Source organism: Actinoallomurus iriomotensis, assembly GCF_030269445.1.
In the GTDB taxonomy this organism is placed as follows: Bacteria; Actinomycetota; Actinomycetes; order Streptosporangiales; family Streptosporangiaceae; genus Actinoallomurus; species Actinoallomurus iriomotensis.
The window spans coordinates 200827-219950 of record NZ_BSTJ01000006.1 but is presented as its reverse complement, the minus strand read 5'-3'; the positions used below and the strand labels follow the sequence as shown (position 1 = coordinate 219950).

Genomic DNA, 19124 nt, shown 5'->3' with positions numbered 1-19124 from the left:
CGTCCGCAGGCCATAGCGTGACCCCCAAGAGCAGCCGGACCGAACCAGGAGACATCGTGAGCGACGCCCAAGGACCGGGCGAGAGCGGACCGCAGACGCAGCTTCCCGGCCCGCCACCTTCCGCACCCCCGCCCCCGCTGCCGCCCACCCCGGTGGAGCGCGGCGGGATGCGCGCGCTGTCGCTGAGCGTCATCGGCCTGCTGTTGCTGTTCCTGCCGATCCCGGGGCTCGCCCTGCTCGGCCTGGGGCTGCTGGTCGCGGGCGTGGTCACCGGCGTACGGGCCCGCCGCCGCGCCAAGCGCGTCCTCACCCGCGCGCCGGGCGCCATCGGCGGCATCGTCGTCGGCGCGATCGGGCTGTGCTTCGCCGTCGCCGGCATCGCGATCGGCGCGGTGGTCGCGACGGAGTTCAGCGACTACGAGAACTGCCGCTCCTCCGCGCTGACCATCACCGACAAGCAGACCTGCCAGGACCGCTACTTCCCCAAGATCGAGCGCAAGCTGCACCTGCCGGCGGGCTCGATGGACCGCTACCGCTCGATGTTCTGACGCCGTCAGCGGGGGCGGTCGCGCGGCGGGCGCTTGCGCAGCGGGGAGACCGAGCCGGGGTCGGCCTCCTTGCGCGGGCGCGGGACTCCGGGCAGCCGCTTCCGCTCGCCGATCGGCGTCACTCCGTCGGGCAGCGGCGGCGGGATCTCCACCGTGGCCAGCACCGGCTCCGGGTCCTCGAACTGCACCTTGTCGGCAGCCTTGGCGGGCGCGGCGGGCGCCGGCTCGGGTGTGTCGTCCTCGGCCGGTGGCATGCGGCGCAGCAGATGCCAGTTCGCCGCCCAGGCGGCGATGGCGGCCGAGACACCGACCTCCAGCGCCGCCATCAGGCCGGTCTGCCAGGCGGAGGGACCCATGACGGCCATGCGGTGACCGCCGACGGGCCCGCCGGACAGCGCCGCCAGGAACGCCATCACACCGCCCGTCACCACGCCGCAGACGAAGCCCCACAGCGGCGCCGCCTCGCCCACCGCGCTCGGCAGGGCCCGGATGGTCAGCACACCTCCGGTGACGCCCGCGACGAACGGCACGACCAGGGCGAGCAGCGACACCAGCGGCGCGGGCCCGGGCGACGGCAGCGCCGCGAGCGGCGGGAACGAGGGGATCATGCCGACGAAGACCCCGGACGGCGCCACGCTCGTACCCGCACCGACCGCGAACCCGGGCCCGACGGCGTACGACACGGCCCAGATCGCGGCGTTCGGCAGGTAGGCGATCGACACGATGGTCAGCAGAACGCCGCCGACGATGCCGGTGCCGAGCACGCCGTAGATGTCGGCCAGCTCCGAGACGTGGAAGAGCAGCGAGACCAGGAAGATCAGCAACCCGGACGCGATGAGCACGGTCATCGCGCCGGTGACCCCGGCGGCGAGCGACCGCGCGCGGTGCGGCAGCAGCATGAAGATCGCCACCCAGGGCGAGCGCTTCGTGGTCGAGGCGACCAGGGCCCGCGCCGCGCCGAGCCCGCCGGCGACGAGAGCGAGCAGGAAGCACGCCAGGAGCGCCTGCCAGGCCGACGGCGAGACCACGCTGGACCGGGCGAGGAGGGCGAGCAGGAAGGCCAGCACGGCGTAGGGGACGGCGAGCGCGAGCGCGGCGTGCACGACACCGATGCGGTACCGCCCGCGAACCCGGCCGGTGCGGGTGATCCACCCGCCGCCGCGGAACAGCAGCGCGCCCGGCAGCACGGTCAGACCGAGGGGAAGCAGCCCCACCCGGCCGTGCGGCACCGAGAAGCCGGCGTGGTGGGAGACGAGCCAGAAGTTCACCGCGGTACGGAACACGCCCGGCAGACCGGTGCCGAGCGCCGTACGCGGGGCGGCGATCCAGCCGATCAGCGTGACCGTGGTGAGCGTGGTCAGACCGAGCCCGGCACACCAGACGGCGGCGACGATCCCGGAGACGGCGAGCGGCCGTACCGCTGGCTCGGCCGAGAGCTCGACCGAGCCGGCCTCGTCACCGACATCCTCGCCGGACGCGCGTGCCCGTACGTCGCTCATTGGATCGTCACCGCTCCTCGACTGGCTGCGCACAGACCGCCACCATGCTCGCAGCCAAGAGCCCAGCACCGAAGCCAAGCCACCCGGCGTGTCGCGGGATCGCAGCCGCCCCCAAGCCCAGCCCCGCCCGCACAGTCCCCGCCCGCACAGTCCCCGCCCGCACAGTCCCCGCCCGCACAGTCCCCGCCCGCACAGTCCCCGCCCGCCCGGGGGGCCGATCCCACTTCCATTGTCCAGCGCGACACAGCAACGCAGGTAGGCCCGCAGACGCCTGTGGACAACGCACCAGCCCGAGAACGCGAAGGCCCCGGTACCGCCGTGGGATGGCGGCCGGGGCCCTCTGCGTGCGCGTCAGCGCGACATGATCTCGCGCATGAGGCGGGCGGTTTCGCTGGGGGTCTTGCCGACCCGGACACCGACCTTCTCCAACGCCTCCTTCTTCGCCTCGGCCGTCCCCGACGAGCCCGAAACGATCGCGCCGGCATGCCCCATGGTCTTGCCCTCCGGGGCGGTGAACCCCGCGACATACCCGACCACCGGCTTGGTCACGTTCGCCTCGATGTAGGCCGCCGCACGCTCCTCCGCGTCCCCGCCGATCTCCCCGATCATCACGATCGCATCGGTCTCCGGATCGGCCTGGAACGCCTCCAAAGCATCGATGTGAGTGGTCCCGATCACCGGGTCACCACCGATCCCGATACAGGTGGAGAACCCGATGTCCCGCAGCTCGTACATCATCTGGTACGTCAGCGTCCCCGACTTCGACACCAACCCGATCCGCCCCGGGCTGGTGATGTCGGCCGGAATGATCCCCGCGTTCGACTTACCCGGCGAGGCCACCCCCGGACAGTTCGGGCCGATGATCCGGGTCTTGTTGCCCTTGGCCACCGCATGCGCCCACACCACCGTCGAGTCATGCACCGGGATCCCCTCAGTGATCACGATGCACAGGCCGATCTCCGCATCGATCGCCTCGATCACCGCGTCCTTGGAGAACCTCGGCGGCACGAACGCCACCGACACATCCGCCCCGGTCTGGGCCATCGCCTCAGCGACCGAGCCGAACACCGGCAGATCCCGGCCCTCACTCCTGACCGTCTGCCCCGCCTTACGCGCGTTCACCCCACCCACGACGTTCGTGCCGGCCCGCAGCATCCGCGCGGTGTGCTTGGTTCCCTCCGAGCCGGTCATCCCCTGCACGATGACCTTGCTGTCCTCGGTCAGCCAGACCGCCATCTCAAACTCCCTGCGAAGCCAGCTCGGCGGCGCGCCGCGCCGCCTCATCCATCGTCTCGACCTGCTCGATCACCGAGATCGCGGCCTCATTGAGAATCCGGCGGCCCTCCTCGGCGTTGTTGCCGTCCAACCGCACCACGATCGGCCGATCCACCGTCTCACCCCGATCGCCCAGCAGCTTGACCGCCTGAACGATCCCGTTCGCGACCGCGTCACCGGAGGTGATCCCGCCGAACACGTTGATGAACACGCTCTTCACGCTCGGGTCGCCCAGCACGATCTCCATGCCGTTGGCCATCACCTCAGCCGACGCGCCCCCACCGATGTCCAGGAAGTTCGCCGGCTTCTGCCCCCCGTATCGCTCACCGGCGTAAGCGACCACGTCCAGGGTCGACATCACCAGACCCGCGCCGTTACCGATGATCCCGACCGAACCATCCAGCTTGACGTAGTTCAGGTCCTTCGCCTTGGCCTTGGCCTCCAGCGGATCCGCCGACGCCGCATCCTCCAGCGCCTCATGCTCGGGCTGGCGGAACGCCGCGTTCCCATCCAGGGTGACCTTGCCGTCCAGGGCCTTGACCTGACCATCAGCGGTCAGGATCAACGGGTTCACCTCGACCAGCGTGGCGTCCTCATCGACGAACGCGGCCCACAGCCGCTCGATGAGCTCGGCGGCGCCGTCCAGCGCCTCGGCCGGCAGCCGCCCGGCGGTCGCGATCTCCCGCGCCTTGGCCCGGTCGACCCCGGTCAGCGCGTTGATCGGGACCTGCGCGACGGCCTCGGGCTTGGTCGCGGCGACCTCCTCGATCTCCATACCGCCCTCGACCGAACAGATCGACAGGAACGTGCGGTTGGCGCGGTCGAGCAGGAACGAGAAGTAGAACTCCGAAGCGATCGCGCTCGCCTCTTCGACCAACACCTTGTGGACCGTGTGGCCCTTGATGTCCATGCCGAGAATCTGCCGCGCCTTCTCCTCGGCATCGGCAGGCGAGTCCGCCAGCTTCACACCACCGGCCTTACCGCGGCCACCGGTCTTCACCTGGGCCTTCACCACGACACGCGAGGTACCGGCCGCGGCGAACTCCTCAGCGATCGCCCGAGCCTCCTCCGGCGTCGTAGCGATCTTGCCGGCGGGAACCGGGACGCCGTACTCCGCGAAGAGCTCCTTCGCCTGATGTTCGAACAGGTCCACGGGGGTCCGTCCTTAACGGGATCGACAGGGTTGCGACCGCGTCCAGCGGTCCGCTCCGACCAGGCAGCCTAGTCGCTATGGCGTAAGAGACCGACCTCCGGGTCCCAAGGAGTGCTTCGCATCGGTGACACTCGGGTAATGACGACGTGAACTACAGGTGTTTACCGGTCTTTGGTGTACTGGATGCCGTGAATTTCGGGAGTTGCCGGTGAGCAGGAACATGCCACGGGATGTTCGCCGTGTCGCATCTCTCCTGCTTGTCGGGGCGCTCACCGCGACGCTCGCCGCGTCCATGCCGGACGACGGGCGGCCCGACTGGCGCAGCCCGGGTCTCATCGGCAACGGCGGCTGGCCGTTCTCCCGCGCCGCGGTTCCACAGGAAGAGGCGGAGGGCGCCTCGTACATCCCGGACAGTTCCGTTCTCGCCCTGCCGGGCGGCAAGGCGCGCCTGATCCCGTTCGGGTTGGACGACCCGGTGACACTGCCGCGCGACGACCCGCGCGTGGCCGAGGCCGTACGCGCCGACCAGGCGTGGCTCGCGGAGGGCGTCGTCCCCGGCATGACGGCGGCCGAACGCGAGGCCGCCGGCCGCGCCCTGCTCGACCTGCGCATGCTGACGCTTCCGAACGGCGCGTCGACCGCCTCCTGGTACGGCTCGTGGAACTACATGTGGCCGCGCGATGGGGCCTTCACCGCGGCGGCGTTCGCGGTCACCGGACACGGCGACGACGCCCAGCGCGTGCTGTACTTCCTGGCCCGCGCCCAGGACCGCAGCGGCCTGTGGGCGGCACGCTACCGGCCGGACGGTACGGCCGTCGCGGACGGTCGGCAGGTCCAGCTCGACAGTCTCGGCTGGGTGCTGTGGGCCACCTGGTTCCTGCACCAGACCGCCCCGCAGGCGGCGAACCTGGACACTCTGTGGCCGATGGTGCGCCGCGCCGCCGACCGGGCGGCCGATTCCCTGCGCTCCGACGGCCTGCCCCCGCCGTCGCCGGACTACTGGGAACGCAGCACGTCACACGAGCAGGCGCCGCACGTGGCCACTCTCGGCGTGTGCGCGCCGCTGCTGGCCGGCCTGCGCGCCGCCGCGTCGCTCGCGGCCGCACGAGGCGACAACGACGAAGCGCAGCGCTGGCACCGCGACGCCGAACGTCTGGCGCAGGGCATCGAACGCCGCTTCGGCCCGTACGGATATCCGCGATCGCCGATCGCCGGGGGGCAACTGGACTCGTCGGTGACGTTCATGGCGCCGCCGTTCGCGCCGTCATCCCCCGCCGTGCTGGCCGCGGTGACGAAGACGGGCGACCGCCTGCGGCTGCCGACCGGCGGCGTGGTGCCGGGCGAGGGCTACGGCGCGAGCGCCGCGTGGACCCCCGAGACCGGCCTGTTCGCCTTGGCGGCCGCGGCGTCGGGTGACCTCACGGCGGCCAAGGGCTGGCTGGACTGGCTGATCGCCAACCGGTCGACGCTGGGTTCGTTCCCGGAGAAGGTCGACGACGACGGAGACCAGGCCGGCGTCGCCCCGCTGGGCTGGACCTCCGCCCTGGTCGTCCTCGCCCTGACCGCGAACCAGACCGTGCTGCCGACCCCGCCGGCGTAGAACGGGGTCCTCAGCTCTCCGCGACGGCCTCGCGGGCGTCCTCGCCCACGTTGGCACGGACCCATTCGACGATCTCCTGGGTCGTGGCGCCCGGGGTGAAGACGCGGGCCACGCCGAGCTTCTCCAGTTCGGGAATGTCGGCGTCCGGGATGATGCCGCCCACGAAGACCGGGATGTCGAGCGCGTCCCGTTCTTTCAGCAGGTCGAGGACGCTCGCGCACAGGGTCATGTGGGCGCCGGACAGGATGGACAGGCCGATGCCGTCGGCGTCCTCCTGCAGGGCCGCCTCGACGATCTGCTCGGGCGTCTGGTGCAGCCCGGTGTAGATGACCTCCATGCCGGCGTCGCGCAGTGCCCTGGCGACCACCTTCGCGCCTCGGTCATGACCGTCCAGACCGGGTTTGGCGACGACGACGCGGATCGGACCAGCCATTCCTGCCTCCTACCGGGTGCTCAGCCTCTTCGCAGAGTAGCCGTACCCACGAAGACGCCGGGCGGGTGGCCCTCGCCCGAAACGTTCGCGGAGCGCGGGCCACCCCCGGGCGGATCAGCTCACCTCGTCCGGCTGACCTCGTTGAGCTCGCCGGTCTTGACGTCGTAGACGAAGCCGCGGATCGCGGACTTGTCCGGGATGAACGGGCTCGCCGTGATGCGCGCGATCGACTGCCGTACGTCGGCGTCGAGGTCGGGGAACGCCTCCGCCGCCCACTCGGGCCGGACGCCCGTGTCCGCCTCCACCTGCGCGCGGAAGTCGTCGTCGGTGAAGGTCAGCATCCCGCAGTCCGTGTGATGGATCAGCACGATCTCGCGGGTGCCGAGAAGCCGCTGACTGATCGCCAGGGACCGGATCACGTCGGCGGTGACCACCCCGCCGGCGTTGCGGATGACGTGCGCGTCGCCCTCGGACAGGCCGAGCACGCCGTACGGGTTCAGCCGGGCGTCCATGCAGGCGACGACCGCGACGCCCTTACCGGGCGGCAGCGGCAGGTCGGCCTTGTCGAACCCGGACGCGTAACGCCGGGCGTTCTCCAGGAGTTCGTCCGTGACGGACATTCGACCTCCTTCTCATGATGAGTGAGGGGGGACCGGGGCGGGCCACAGGCCTGCAGGCGCCGGCCTGCGACCCGGCGGACAGAGCTGGTCGAACAGGTGGAGGCGACGGCTCACCCAGAAGACATCGAGAAGAATGCCGGGCCCGTCCGCCATAGGACGATCTCAACACGGAACGCACTCCGTGGCCAGACCCCGACGGCGCGTCAACTTCTCAGAGCAGGCTTGCGAGCAGCCGTTCGCGGAAGGTCTCGACGTCGACGCTCACGGCGACCTTCACCGCGGGGCGGTCGTCCTTCTCGGCGTGCAGGCGGCGGTCCCACAGGGTCGTTCCGCGGGTGCGTTCGCCGCGCAGTTCGACACGGACCGGGCGGCTCGTGTACTCCCCGAGCTCCGGGTCCAGGGCCAGCATCGCGGCGAGCGCGTCGTGGATGACGACGCCGCACCGGCCCAGCTGCCGCCGGTAGACCTCGGCGTAGAACGCCAGGATCCGCGTTGCCAGCCGCGCCTGGTCGGTGTCCCCCGCGGCCAGCCGGTCGAGCCACTCGCCGTCGAGTACGGCCGCGTGGGTGACGTCGAGGGGCACGAGGGTGATCGGCCACCCGGCCGCGAAGACCAGTTCGGCCGCCTCCGGGTCGTGCCAGATGTTCGCCTCGGCGTGGCTGGTGACGTTGCCCTGGTGGCCGAACGCGCCGCCCATGATGACGACCTCGCGGAACAGCTCGGGCAGCGCGGGTTCGAGCAGGAGCGCGATGGCGAGGTTGGTCAGCGGCCCGGTCGCCAGGAGGGTCAGCTCGCCGGGGTGCTCGCGGGCCAGCCGGACGATCTGCTCGGGCGCGGAGAACCCGACCGGGCGGCCCTCCGGATCGCCCAGGCCGATCTCGCCGAGCCCGTCGGACCCGTGCACGTCGGCGGCGAGGCTCACCGCCTGGGCCATCGGCCGGGCCGCGCCGACCGCGACCGGCACGTCGCGCACGCCCGCGTCCTCGAGCACGCGCAAGGTGTTGAGCGCGCCGACCTCCGCCGCGACGTTGCCGTGGACCGTACCGGCCGCGACGAGGTCGACCTCGCCGGTCTTGATCAGGGGCGCGAGGTACAGCAGGGCCAGCGCGTCGTCGATGCCCGTGTCGCAGTCGAGCAGGATCCGCCGTTTCACCAGGCCTCCTGGGGGGTTCACTGAGCCGGGATGATCGTGAAGACCTCGGCCAGGCGGCCCTCGGGCAGGCCGCCCCGCGCGGCGTTGGCGGACAGGAAGCCGCGCAGAAAGGTGTCGAGCTCGTCGTTGCCGGCCACCTGGCTGGCGTGCGAGCGCAGCGCCGCGAGCTTGCGGTCGAACACGTCGGTGACGTCGACGAGATGGTCCTCCGCCAGGCCGCCGCCGGAGATCCACACCTCGCGGGCGGTCCAGGCCTCCAGGCCCTCGGCGCGCAGTTCGGGGAAGGCGTACGGGTTGCGTGCGTCCGGGTAGATCGCGTCGAGCGCCGCGGAGCCGACCGCCCGGTGGTCGGGGTGGCTCGGGGCCATGCGCCGGTAGTTGCGCTCCGGGCTCGGCACCAGCACGCGGTCGGGCCGTACCTGCCGGATGACCCGGGCGATGTCACGCCGCAGGTCGAGAGTGGCCTCCACGCGGCCGTCCGGATACCCGAGGAAGCGGACGTCGGTGACGCCCACGCACTTGGCGGCGGCGAGCTGCTCCGCGCGGCGCAACGGCGCCATCTCCTCGCGCGGCACGTCGTCGTCGAAGCCGCCCGCGTCGCCGTCGGTGACGAGGAGATAGGTGACCTCGGTGCCGGCGTCGGTCCACGTCGCGACGGTGCCCGCCGCGGCGAAGTCGACGTCATCCGGGTGGGCCATCACCACGAGCGCGCGCGTCACGTCTTCGATCACCGTCACATCTTAGGGCGATCGACTACACCTGCGCCTTTACGCCCCGTCTCCGTACAACTCTGGCGTTTTGCGTGGCCACGGGGTATCCCGGACGAATGAAGAAACTGATCGATGCCGTTGACGACGTCGTCCTCGACGCGATGCGCGGCATGGCCGCGGCCCATCCCTCCCTGCGCGTGGACCTGGAGCAGCGCGTGATCGTACGGTCCGACGCGCCGCGTACGGGCAAGGTCGGGCTGGTCTCGGGCGGGGGTTCCGGGCACGAGCCGCTGCACGGAGGGTTCGTGGGGTACGGGATGCTCGACGCGGCGTGTCCGGGCGAGGTGTTCACCTCACCGGTGCCCGACCAGATCCTCGCCGCGACGACCGCGGTCTCCGGCGGTGCGGGCGTCGTGCACATCGTGAAGAACTACACCGGCGACGTGCTCAACTTCCAGATGGCCGCCGAGCTGGCCGAGGACGAGGACATCGAGGTCGTCCCGGTGGTGATCGACGATGACGTCGCGGTGCAGGACAGCACGTTCACGGCCGGCCGCCGCGGCACCGGCGCCACCGTCTTCGCCGAGAAGATCGCGGGCGCTCTGGCGGAGTCGGGCGGCGCGCTGGCCGACGTGGCGGGCGTGGCCAAGGAGGTCAACGAGCGGAGCCGGTCGTTCGGCGTCGCACTGACGGCCTGTACGGTCCCGGCCGCGGGCCGGCCGACGTTCGAGCTGGGCGAGGACGAGATCGAGCTGGGCATCGGCATCCACGGCGAGCCCGGCCGCGAACGGGTGAGGCTGCGGACCGCCACCGAGATCGTCGACGCCGCGCTGTCGGCGATCGACGAGGACATGCCGCTGTCCGGGTCCGAGGTGCTCGTTATGGTCAACGGCATGGGCGGTACCCCGCTGATGGAGCTGTACGGCGCGTACGCCGCGGCGGAGAAGTGGCTGGCCGGGCACGGCGCGACCGTCTCCCGCCGGCTGGTCGGCAACTATGTGACGAGCCTGGAGATGGCGGGCTGCATGATCTCGGTCTGCCGGCTCACGCCCCGGCTGACCGAGCTGTGGGACGCGCCGGTCGAGACCCCGGGCCTGCGGTGGGGGCGCTGATGGACACGTACGCGTGGATGGTCCGGTTCGCCGAACTGGTGAGCGCCGACGCCGAGCGGCTCACCCGGCTCGACTCGGCGATCGGCGACGGTGACCACGGCTCGAACCTCGACCGCGGCATGCGCGCCGCCGCCGAGGCGCTGAGCGCGGACCTGCCGCCGGGCAAGGTGCTGATGACGGCCGGACGGACGCTGGTGTCCAAGACCGGCGGCGCGTCGGGCCCGCTGTACGGGACCGCGCTGCGGCGCGCCGGGAAGGCCCTGGGAGACGCCTCCGAGGTCGGCGCGGCGGAGCTGGGCGCGGCCCTGCGCGCCGCGTTGGAGGGCGTCCAGGAGCTGGGCAAGGCCGAAGAAGGCGACAAGACCATGGTCGACGCCCTGGCACCCGCGGTGACGGCGTACGAGGCGGCGGCCGGTGAGGGTCTCGCAACGGCCGCCCGCGCGGCGCTGGACGCGGCCGAGAAGGGCGCCGAGGCGACCGTGCCGCTGCAGGCCCGCAAAGGCCGGGCGAGCTATCTGGGCCCGCGCAGCGTGGGCCATCAGGACCCGGGCGCGGCCTCGACCGTGCTGCTGTTCCGTGCCCTGGCCGAGACGGCGGCGTCATCGTGACGGCGCATGTGGGGATCGTGCTGATCTCGCACAGCCGCGCCCTGGCCGAGGGCGCGGCGGAACTGGCCCGCCAGATGGGCGTGGGAGAGGTCGAGGTGCGCGCCGCGGGCGGCGCGGAGGACGGCGGGCTGGGCACGAGCCTGGACCTGCTGGAGACCGCAGTGTCAGAGGCCGACCAGGGTGCGGGTGTGGTGGTGATCGCCGATCTGGGCAGCTCGGTGCTGACGACGCGCACGCTCCTGGAGGATCGCGAGGAGGGCGGGACGGAGGTGGTCCTGGCCGACGCTCCGTTCGTGGAGGGCGCGGTCGCCGCCGCATCGGCCGCCGCGGGCGGCGCGGATGTGGCGGCGGTGACGAGAGCCGCGAGCGAGGCGTGGGACTTCCGCAAGACGTGACCCGCGGGACGGGTTCCCGAGTCGTATCAGGGGCAGCGCGCGAGAGGTGTTCGGTTCTTTTGAGGAATGGCGCGTCCGGCCGTTCCTCAACCGCCCCCTCCGGCCTGCGAGGACGTGCTCGGTATCGTCGGCTCGCCGCGCGCTGTCGGCCGTAGGCCGTAGGCTTATTTGAGTGTCCACGCTCGTAAGCCATCCCCTGCTCGACGGTCTCAACGACGCCCAGCGCGCGGCGGTCGTGCATCGAGGCGGTCCCCTGCTGATCGTGGCCGGGGCCGGTTCGGGCAAGACCCGTGTGCTCACCCACCGCATCGCCTATCTCCTCGGCGAGCGCGGCGCGCAGCCCGGTGAGATCCTCGCGATCACCTTCACCAACAAGGCCGCCGGTGAGATGCGGGAGCGCGTCGAGGCCCTCGTCGGCAACCGCGCCCGGGCGATGTGGGTGATGACGTTCCACTCCGCCTGCGTGCGCATCCTGCGCCGTGAGGCCAAGCGGCTGGGCTTCCCGAGCGGGTTCTCCATCTACGACCAGGCCGACTCGCAGCGGCTGATGGCGCTGGTCTGCCGCGAGCTGGACCTGGACCCCAAGCGCTACCCGCCGCGCGGATTCTCCGCTCAGGTCTCCAACCTGAAGAACGAGCTGATCGACTACGAGACCTTCAAGTCCCACGCGTCGACCCATCTGGAAAAGACGCTCGCGGAGGCGTACGAGACCTACCAGGCACGGCTTCAGCAGGCCGGTGCGCTCGACTTCGACGACCTGATCATGACGACGGTCAACCTGCTGCAGGCGTTCCCCGACGTCGCCGAGCACTACCGGCGGCGGTTCCGGCACGTGCTCGTGGACGAATACCAGGACACCAACCACGCCCAGTACATCCTGGTACGCGAGCTGGTCGGGCAGCAGGGCGACGACAGCGAGCTCACCCCGGCCGAGCTGTGCGTGGTCGGTGACGCCGACCAGTCGATCTACGCCTTCCGCGGCGCGACGATCCGCAACATCCTGGAGTTCGAGCGCGACTACCCGGACGCGAACGTCATCCTCCTGGAGCAGAACTACCGCTCGACGCAGACGATCCTGTCCGCGGCGAACGCCGTGATCGAGCGCAACGCCGACCGCAAGCCCAAGCGGCTGTGGTCCGACCAGGGCGACGGGCCCAAGGTCTCCGGCTACGTCGCCGACAACGAGCACGACGAGGCCGCGTTCGTCGCGCAGGAGATCGACCGGCTCAGCGACGACGAGGACGTCAAGCCCGGCGACGTCGCGGTCTTCTACCGCACCAACGCGCAGTCGCGTGTCTTCGAAGAGGTCTTCATCCGCGTCGGCCTGCCGTACAAGGTCGTCGGGGGCGTCCGCTTCTACGAGCGCAAGGAGATCCGCGACCTCCTGGCGTACCTCCGTGTCCTCGGCAACCCCGAGGACACCGTCAGCCTGCGGCGCATCCTCAACGTCCCCAAGCGCGGCATCGGCGACCGGGCCGAGGCCTGTGTCGAGGCGCTGGCCGGCCGGGAGCGCATCTCGTTCTGGCAGGCGCTGCGGCGGGCCGACGAGGCGCCCGCCATCGCCACCCGCTCGCTCAACCAGATCAAGGACTTCGTCGCGCTGCTCGACGAGCTGGGCGAGATGGTGGAGACGTCGACTCCGACCGAGCTGGTCGAGGCGATCCTGACCAAGAGCGGCTACCTCGCCGAGCTGGAGGCCTCCCGCGATCCGCAGGACGAGACCCGCATCGAGAACCTCCGCGAGCTCGAGTCCGTGGCGGCCGAGTTCGAGGAGCGCCTCGCGACGGGCATGCTCGGCGACGAGGGCCCGCAGACCGACGAGCGTCCCGCCGAGGGCCGGCTGGTGGAGTTCCTGGAGCAGGTCGCGCTCGTCGCGGACGCCGACCAGATCCCCGGCGGCAGCAACGGCGTCGTCCCCCCGGGCGAGCGGGCGCACGAGGGCGTCGTGACGCTGATGACGCTGCACACCGCGAAGGGCCTGGAGTTCCCCGTGGTGTTCCTCACCGGCATGGAGGACGGCGTCTTCCCGCACCTGCGCTCGCTCGGCGACCCCAAGCAGCTGGAGGAGGAGCGGCGGCTCGCGTACGTCGGGATCACCCGCGCCCGCCGGCGGCTCTACGTCTCCCGCGCGACGATGCGCAGCTCGTGGGGCGCGCCGTCCTACAACCCCGCGTCACGTTTCCTCACCGAGATCCCCGAGACGCTGGTCGAGTGGGAGCGGTCCGAGAGCGCGAGCGCCCCGGCGATGGCGTCGGTCGCCCAGCGGCCCGGCGTGCGCTCGCCCGGCAACCGCGCGGTGCCCGCCCTGGCGACCGGCGATCGCGTGGTCCACGACGCCTTCGGGCTCGGCACCGTCGTGACCGTGGACGGAGCGGGCGAGAAGGCCGCCGCCACGGTTGACTTCGGCGGTGACTATGGTGTCAAGCGCTTCGTGCTTCGGTACGCGCCGATCCAGAAACTCTGACCAGGTTGCATGGTTCGGATGGCCGAAAGCGGGCGTCGACATGTTCCCGGTGGCCCTGCATGATGCACGTGGGAGCATCCTGCGGCCCTGTATGGGAGGAAAATGGGGCGGTTCGTGCGGCGTTTTCTCGCCGCGATCGTCTTCACCGTGACCACCGTCTGGTTCGCCTCGTCGGCTTGGGCCGCTGAAGCGGGCACGGTCACGCCTCTGACCGCCGCCGGGACGACCACGTCGGCTCCCGGCACCGTCCCCGCCTACCGCCCGGCGGCCGCCTCGCCGCGCCTGGTCGTCTGCCGTACCGGCGCCTCGCTGACCGGCCTGGCCCGCGAGCTCGCGGCCGAGTGCCGGTACCACGAGATCCAGGCCGCCGTCGACGCCGTACGCTCACCGGGCACCACGATCTACGTGCTGCCCGGCACCTACCACGAGCCGTCCTCGCTCCGCGCGCCGAAGGGCCGGTGCGCCTCGTTGGACGACGCCACGCCCCTGTCGTACGACGACCAGCGCGCCTGCCCCCACCTGCAGAGCCTGATCAGCGTCACCGGCCAGCCCGGCCTGCAGATCGAAGGCGTCGGCGGTTCGGTGATCATCGAGGGCAAGAAGCAGGTCGGCGTCCGCGCCGAGCGGGCGAACGGCTTCTACCTGCGCGGCGTGACCGTCCGCGGCTTCACCGAAGACGGCGTGAGTGTCAGCGAGACCGACGGGTTCACCCTCGACCACGTCACCGGCCTGGCCAACGGCGGGCACGGGCTCGCGGCCTACACCTCCGACCACGGGTTGATCACCGACTGCTCGGCGTCCGGCAACGGCGACGCCGGCATCGCCACGGCGTCGGCCGCCGACCAGCGGGGCGGCCGGCTGTCCGTCGAGATCCGGCGCTGCGCGTCGTACGGCAACCTGATCGGCTACTCCGGCACGGCCGGCGACTCGGTGTACGTCCACGACAACACCTTCAACGGCAACTCCACCGGGGCGATGCTGGACAGCAGCGTGCAGGCCGTCGGCATGCCGCAGAACCACGCGATGTTCGTGGCCAACCGGGTCTTCGGCAACAACGCGGACTTCTACCACGACTGCCACGCGCGCTGCCCGCGCCGCGCGGTCCCGGTGGGCACCGGCATGCTGCTCGCGGGCGGTGACGAGAACACCTACGCGAGCAACATGGTCTACGACAACTGGCGGTACGGCTTCGCCCAGTACTGGATCCCGGCGAGCCGCCGGGGCGAGACCGACCCGGCCAAGGCGCGCGACACCTCCCACGGCAACCGCTACGTCGGCAACCTCACGGGCGTCACGCCGGAGGGCACCGCCGCCCCGAACGGCGTCGACTTCTGGTGGGACGAGCAGGGCGACCGCAACTGCTGGCAGAGCAACGCCTCGTCGCGGGGCTACCCGCGCAGCGACCCGGCGTCCCTGCCGACCTGCGACCACCCGTCGGCGGGCGGCCCGTACGCCCAGCAGGGCAACCCGGCCAAGACCGCCGTCGTGACGGCCTGCGCGGCGTACAGGCCGGGCCGGCCGGTCCCGAAGGGCTGCGACTGGCTGGCGACCCCGGCCCGACCCGCCCCCTGAGCCGTACTCAGCCGATCGTCACGACGACTGACGTGCCGTGCCCGGTCGGGCTGGTGATCTGCAGGATGCCGCCCAGCGCCTCGACACGGTCGCGGAGACCGGTGAGGCCGGAGCCCCGCGTGGGATCGGCTCCTCCGACGCCGTCGTCGCGGACCGCCAAGCGGACCTGGCTGTCCTGTTTGGCGAGGTCGACGCTCACCGTCGACGCGTTCGCGTGTTTCAGCACGTTCGTCAGCGCCTCGGACACCACGTAGTACAGGCTCACCTCGATCTCCTCGTCGAGCCGCCGGTCGGCGTCGATGTGGAGCTCGACGGGCACCGGGGACCGGGCCACGAGCTGCGTGAGCGCCGCGTCCAGTCCACGTGCCGCCAGCGTCGGCGGGCGCAGGCCCACGGACACTTCGCGGAGCTCGTCGATGGTGCCCGTCAGGTCCTGGACGGCCTCGGACAGCCGCCGCCGGAGTTCTTCGTTCCCCGGCGGCACGCTCTCCTCCGCCTCGCGGAGCCGGAGCGCGAGGGAGATCAGGTGCTGTTGGGCTCCGTCGTGCAGGTCGCGCTCGATCCGGCGCCGGGTCGCGTCGGCGCTGGTGACAAGGCGGGCGCGGGAGGCGATGAGCTCGCAGCGCGTCTTGGCCTGGATGATCGCGCAGTTGAGGAGCTCGACGAACTTGCCCATGCGCTCCTCGACGTCGCCCTTCGGCGGCTCGGCGCCGAGGTACAGGGCCGTCATCGTGCCCCAGAGGTGATCGTCGACGATGACGGGGCAGGCCACGACGTGACCGATCCGGTGCTCCCGGTGCCAGCCGCCGATGTCGCTGTTGATCGTCGCGCTCGCGCGGCTGCTCGGCCGGTGCCCCCGCAGCACCGCGGCCGACGGGGTGTCGTCACCGAGCGTCCAGCGCCCGCCGAAGGGCGGCCCGATGTCGGGCGTGCCGGGAGCGCGCCAGAACGCCATGATCGACATCGTCCGGTCGCCCTCGTACCGGTTGATCGCGGTGTAGTCGGCCTTGATCAGGCCGCCGAGCGCGCAGGCGGCCGCGTTGAAGATCACCGACGGCGAGGCGCCCCGCGCGACCAGAGTCGCGACATGTTGCAGCGCACCCCGCTCTTCGGCGAGCCGCCGCACCTCACCACAGTTGGAGTGGTCGGTGACGCTCATGCCCACCCCTCTGCCTGTCGGTGCCGGTTCGGTCGCACGAATGGCCTCACTCTAGGAACGATTTCGCTGTGTAGACAAGTCGGGCACAGTGAGTGATCATCGCAGGCCGGTCGATGTACCGCGGACGCGGTATACGGGGTGGCCCGGCGGGCTGACGTGCCGCCGGAAGCGGGCGTTTACCGTGTGCTCGGTGCCGGGCCCGGGTGCGTACGGTGAGGTGGTGAGCGTGGGAGGCGACCAGGCGTGGTGGCGGCGGTACCCCCGGGTCGTCGACGTGGCCGTGGTGCTCGTCGCGTTGTTCCTGACCCTGGGGATGATGCGGTTCGCCGGCCGCCCGCCGACCAGACGGGTGCTGGGACCGGTGGACTACGGGTACGCCGCGGCGGCCTGTGCCGTGCTGCTCGTGCGGCGACGGTGGCCGGTGGGCGTGCTGGTCGTCACCGTGCTGCTGGCGGTGGCGCACGGCGCGATGAGGGAGCACGGGCCGCAGTTCCTGCCCGGGCAGGTCGCTCTCTACACGATCGCCGTCGCGCGGGGCGGCCGGGCGGGCCTGGTGGCGAGACCGTACGGTCGGTGGAGCGGACGCGGAGTCCGCGGGAGGTGTTGACCACCACGGCGGGCGCCCCGCCGACCTCGGCCACCTCGATGCGGGGCGTGGCGAACCACCGCTCGTACCCGATCGACAGGAACCCGCCGTCCTGGCCGTCGGACAGGCGGTACACATCGGTGTCGTCGCAGGTGAGCCCCGTGGAGTAGGAGAGCTCCTCGGTGACCGCCACCCGGACGGGGTCACCGGGAAGAACCGCGGTCGCGCCGGCCAGGACCGGGGCCTCGCCCGGTGCGTCGCGAAGATCGCGCTGCCAGAGCGTACGCCAGTGCATTTCTCAGGCAGCCGGAGCCGGCTTCAGGGTAAAGGGTGCCACCCCTTGGTGCACGGCCCCCTCCGCGATCTCGAAGTTGCCCTGGACCTTGTAGGCGCCATGGACCCACGAAAAACCGCTCCAGGCGGCGCTCTCCGGCAGAATCTCGACCAGGATGGCGGCGCATTTGTCGCTGGTCGGTTCCTCTCCCGCCGCCAGCTTCTCGGTGCAACTCGTCCACAAAGTGAAGGTCGCGCCGTCTTCCGCATGGGACGCGTCGTACGGTTGACCTTGCCCGTCCTGAGGAACGATGGCCTCGTCCAGGTCCGCCAGGATGTACACCCTCTTGCCATTGTTGGCTTCGAGGAACTTCTGGAACTTCTGGCCGGGACCCCAGTTCGCGATCGGTTCGCGATACGAGGGCCTGGGCTGACTTGTCACCACCGTTCTCGTCGCGGCCGGCGGCTTCGGCGATCCCTTGCCGTTCGGGCGCAGGGCGACGATGGCGAGGATGACGACGGCGACCATCGCCACCGCGGACAGGGGAATGACGATCGCCGACCGTCTCCGGCCGTTACGGCGAACCGGCGCGGCAGGTGGAGCCGGCGCGGCGTTAGCCGGGAAGAACGAGGTCGGCCCCGCCGGCGCCGCCATCGTGCCGAGGACCGTGTTCGCGTCGGGCCGGGCTTCGGCGGCCGGGGCGAGCGCGGCCGACAGCAGGGGACGCAGTTCGTCCGGCACGCCGTCGAGGTCGGCCGCTCCCCGGTAGGTTCGCAGGGCGACCGCCTGCACTCCGCCCCCGCCGAAGGCCGGTCGCCCGGTCGCCGCGTAGGCCACGGTCGCGCCCCAGGCGAAGATGTCGGCGGGTGGGCCCGCCGTTCCGCCTTCGAGCACTTCCGGCGCCATGTAGCCGAGCGTCCCGATGGCACCGCCGTCCTGCGTGATGCGGGTCGCGTCGTGCTCCTGGGCGATCCCGAAATCGATCACGACCGGGTCGTCGTCGACCACCATCACATTGGCCGGCTTGAGATCACGGTGGACGTGGCCGGCGGCATGGATCGCGACGAGGGCCTCGGCGACTCCGCGCGCTATTCGCCGCAGTCTGTCTCCCCGCAAAGGACCGTCCGACTTGACGACGTCGTGCAGGGTCCGGCCCTGCACATAGCCGGTGACCAGGTACGGGGGAACAACGTCCAAATCCGCGTCGATGAGCTGCGCCACCCGCGGACTGCGAATTCGCCGCATCGCCGCGACCTCGCGCCGAAGCCGCTCCCGCATGCCGTCGTCATAGGCGATGGAAGGGTGGAGTTGTTTGAGTGCGACAGTCCGTCCTTCGGGGTCGAGGGCGAGGAAGACCCGGCCCATCCCGCCGGCGGCCAGATGGGACTGCGGACGGTACTTTCCGATGGCCTCCGGCAAATCTTCGCTGCGCAATTCCACACTCCCCACTCGGTGCCGCGACTATATTGATCGCAGACCGGACCGGGCGCAACGCAGAACTCCCCCGGTGAAAATCGATGGTGGAGGCCGCGTGTCCCCATTCCGACCGGCCGTCCTGGTCGCCGTGGTGACCCTCGCCTGCCTGTCGACCGCCTGCCGGTCCGGGGACGAGAGCGCGAAGGCGGACACTCCCGCTCGGCCGACCGCCACCGCCCCGACCCGGGCGCCCGCCTCCCCGACCGCCGTGGCGTCGCCCACCTGCCCGTCGCGCGCCGAGATCGCCGACGCCGTCTCGTCGGCGGACCATTCCACCGGCGTCATCGTCTCCACCAAGGTGGTGTGCCAGGACGGCTGGGCGACCGTTCCCATGCGATATCCGGGGTCCGACCCGGCGCGTGCCGTGGTCCGCATGCAGAACGGCGAACTGCGCCTCGTGACCTACGGGACCGACGGCCTGTGCGGCAACCCGAAGATGAAGAACGCGCCCGCCGAGATCAAGAAGGCCCTGGGCCCCTACTGCTGA

The 19124-nt window shown here is 71.3% G+C and carries 18 protein-coding genes; 9 read left to right on the top strand and 9 right to left on the bottom strand.

Features of this window, described 5'->3' with window-relative positions; all coding sequences use genetic code 11:
• Positions 1-56 precede the first annotated feature (56 nt).
• On the top strand, positions 57-548 hold the full coding sequence (locus QSK37_RS24895) for a hypothetical protein (protein ID WP_285579460.1): 492 nt from the start codon (positions 57-59) through the stop codon (positions 546-548).
• A 5-nt stretch (positions 549-553) separates the two neighbouring features.
• On the opposite strand, the gene QSK37_RS24890 is transcribed toward QSK37_RS24895, so the two are convergent.
• From QSK37_RS24890 to sucC, 3 genes are all read right to left on the bottom strand, one after another.
• Positions 554-2047, bottom strand: coding sequence for a cell division protein PerM (locus QSK37_RS24890; RefSeq protein WP_285625398.1), 1494 nt, complete (start codon positions 2045-2047; stop codon positions 554-556).
• 351 nt (positions 2048-2398) lie between these two features.
• Positions 2399-3283 (bottom strand): succinate--CoA ligase subunit alpha, encoded by an 885-nt coding sequence (gene sucD / locus QSK37_RS24885; protein WP_285625396.1) that lies wholly within the window; start codon positions 3281-3283, stop codon positions 2399-2401.
• 1 nt (position 3284) lies between these two features.
• The gene (gene sucC / locus QSK37_RS24880) at positions 3285-4475 is read right to left on the bottom strand and encodes an ADP-forming succinate--CoA ligase subunit beta (protein ID WP_285625394.1); all 1191 of its coding nucleotides are present in this window, start codon (positions 4473-4475) and stop codon (positions 3285-3287) included.
• 220 nt (positions 4476-4695) lie between these two features.
• Here sucC and QSK37_RS24875 point away from each other — a divergent pair, with 220 nt between their 5' ends.
• Positions 4696-6075, top strand: coding sequence for a glycoside hydrolase family 15 protein (locus QSK37_RS24875; protein WP_285625392.1), 1380 nt, complete (start codon positions 4696-4698; stop codon positions 6073-6075).
• Positions 6076-6085: 10 nt separating this feature from the next.
• Here QSK37_RS24875 and icmB read toward each other — a convergent pair whose 3' ends face one another.
• The 4 genes from icmB to QSK37_RS24855 form a co-directional block, all read right to left on the bottom strand.
• On the bottom strand, positions 6086-6508 hold the full coding sequence (gene icmB / locus QSK37_RS24870; RefSeq protein ID WP_285582471.1) for a coenzyme B12-dependent isobutyryl CoA mutase small subunit: 423 nt from the start codon (positions 6506-6508) through the stop codon (positions 6086-6088).
• Positions 6509-6627: 119 nt separating this feature from the next.
• On the bottom strand, positions 6628-7128 hold the full coding sequence (locus QSK37_RS24865; protein ID WP_285582472.1) for a beta-class carbonic anhydrase: 501 nt from the start codon (positions 7126-7128) through the stop codon (positions 6628-6630).
• 211 nt (positions 7129-7339) lie between these two features.
• Positions 7340-8281 (bottom strand): nucleoside hydrolase, encoded by a 942-nt coding sequence (locus QSK37_RS24860; RefSeq protein WP_285625390.1) that lies wholly within the window; start codon positions 8279-8281, stop codon positions 7340-7342.
• A gap of 17 nt (positions 8282-8298) precedes the next feature.
• Positions 8299-8979, bottom strand: coding sequence for a PIG-L deacetylase family protein (locus QSK37_RS24855; protein ID WP_285582883.1), 681 nt, complete (start codon positions 8977-8979; stop codon positions 8299-8301).
• A gap of 128 nt (positions 8980-9107) precedes the next feature.
• Here QSK37_RS24855 and dhaK point away from each other — a divergent pair, with 128 nt between their 5' ends.
• The 5 genes from dhaK to QSK37_RS24830 all read left to right on the top strand — a co-directional run bounded on the left by dhaK (position 9108) and on the right by QSK37_RS24830 (position 15142).
• Positions 9108-10103: a dihydroxyacetone kinase subunit DhaK gene (gene dhaK / locus QSK37_RS24850; protein ID WP_285625388.1), complete on the top strand. Its 996-nt coding sequence runs from the start codon at positions 9108-9110 to the stop codon at positions 10101-10103.
• Positions 10103-10711: a dihydroxyacetone kinase subunit DhaL gene (gene dhaL / locus QSK37_RS24845; protein ID WP_285625386.1), complete on the top strand. Its 609-nt coding sequence runs from the start codon at positions 10103-10105 to the stop codon at positions 10709-10711. The genes dhaK and dhaL overlap by 1 nt, the downstream gene beginning before the upstream one ends.
• Positions 10708-11106 carry a dihydroxyacetone kinase phosphoryl donor subunit DhaM gene (gene dhaM / locus QSK37_RS24840; RefSeq protein ID WP_285625384.1) on the top strand — a complete coding sequence of 133 codons (399 nt, stop codon included), beginning with the start codon at positions 10708-10710 and terminating at the stop codon, positions 11104-11106. Before dhaL ends, dhaM begins: the two co-directional genes overlap by 4 nt.
• A gap of 172 nt (positions 11107-11278) precedes the next feature.
• The gene (gene pcrA / locus QSK37_RS24835; RefSeq protein WP_285625381.1) at positions 11279-13570 is read left to right on the top strand and encodes a DNA helicase PcrA; all 2292 of its coding nucleotides are present in this window, start codon (positions 11279-11281) and stop codon (positions 13568-13570) included.
• 102 nt (positions 13571-13672) lie between these two features.
• Positions 13673-15142 carry a right-handed parallel beta-helix repeat-containing protein gene (locus tag QSK37_RS24830; RefSeq protein WP_285625379.1) on the top strand — a complete coding sequence of 490 codons (1470 nt, stop codon included), beginning with the start codon at positions 13673-13675 and terminating at the stop codon, positions 15140-15142.
• Positions 15143-15149: 7 nt separating this feature from the next.
• Here QSK37_RS24830 and QSK37_RS24825 read toward each other — a convergent pair whose 3' ends face one another.
• Positions 15150-16301 carry a sensor histidine kinase gene (locus tag QSK37_RS24825; RefSeq protein ID WP_285625376.1) on the bottom strand — a complete coding sequence of 384 codons (1152 nt, stop codon included), beginning with the start codon at positions 16299-16301 and terminating at the stop codon, positions 15150-15152.
• A gap of 190 nt (positions 16302-16491) precedes the next feature.
• Between QSK37_RS24825 and QSK37_RS24820 the strand changes: the two genes are divergently transcribed.
• A complete protein-coding gene (locus QSK37_RS24820; protein ID WP_285625373.1) occupies positions 16492-16908 on the top strand; it encodes a DUF7134 domain-containing protein in 417 nt (138 codons plus the stop codon).
• A 277-nt stretch (positions 16909-17185) separates the two neighbouring features.
• Here the strand turns inward: QSK37_RS24820 and QSK37_RS24815 are convergent, their stop codons facing one another.
• A complete protein-coding gene (locus tag QSK37_RS24815) occupies positions 17186-18601 on the bottom strand; it encodes a serine/threonine-protein kinase (protein ID WP_285625371.1) in 1416 nt (471 codons plus the stop codon).
• Positions 18602-18692: 91 nt separating this feature from the next.
• Between QSK37_RS24815 and QSK37_RS24810 the strand changes: the two genes are divergently transcribed.
• Complete coding sequence (locus QSK37_RS24810) at positions 18693-19124, top strand: hypothetical protein (protein WP_285625368.1); 432 nt, start codon at positions 18693-18695, stop codon at positions 19122-19124.

Bases quoted from the DNA above. Each gene is read 5' to 3' on its own strand.
- QSK37_RS24890 (WP_285625398.1), bottom strand. From the start codon at position 2,047: ATGAGCGACGTACGGGCACGCGCGTCCGGCGAGGATGTCGGTGACGAG.
- sucD (WP_285625396.1), bottom strand. From the start codon at position 3,283: ATGGCGGTCTGGCTGACCGAGGACAGCAAGGTCATCGTGCAGGGGATG.
- QSK37_RS24875 (WP_285625392.1), top strand. From the start codon at position 4,696: ATGCCACGGGATGTTCGCCGTGTCGCATCTCTCCTGCTTGTCGGGGCG.
- icmB (WP_285582471.1), bottom strand. From the start codon at position 6,508: ATGGCTGGTCCGATCCGCGTCGTCGTCGCCAAACCCGGTCTGGACGGT.
- QSK37_RS24865 (WP_285582472.1), bottom strand. From the start codon at position 7,128: ATGTCCGTCACGGACGAACTCCTGGAGAACGCCCGGCGTTACGCGTCC.
- QSK37_RS24855 (WP_285582883.1), bottom strand. From the start codon at position 8,979: ATGGCCCACCCGGATGACGTCGACTTCGCCGCGGCGGGCACCGTCGCG.
- dhaK (WP_285625388.1), top strand. From the start codon at position 9,108: ATGAAGAAACTGATCGATGCCGTTGACGACGTCGTCCTCGACGCGATG.
- dhaL (WP_285625386.1), top strand. From the start codon at position 10,103: ATGGACACGTACGCGTGGATGGTCCGGTTCGCCGAACTGGTGAGCGCC.
- QSK37_RS24830 (WP_285625379.1), top strand. From the start codon at position 13,673: ATGGGGCGGTTCGTGCGGCGTTTTCTCGCCGCGATCGTCTTCACCGTG.
- QSK37_RS24825 (WP_285625376.1), bottom strand. From the start codon at position 16,301: ATGAGCGTCACCGACCACTCCAACTGTGGTGAGGTGCGGCGGCTCGCC.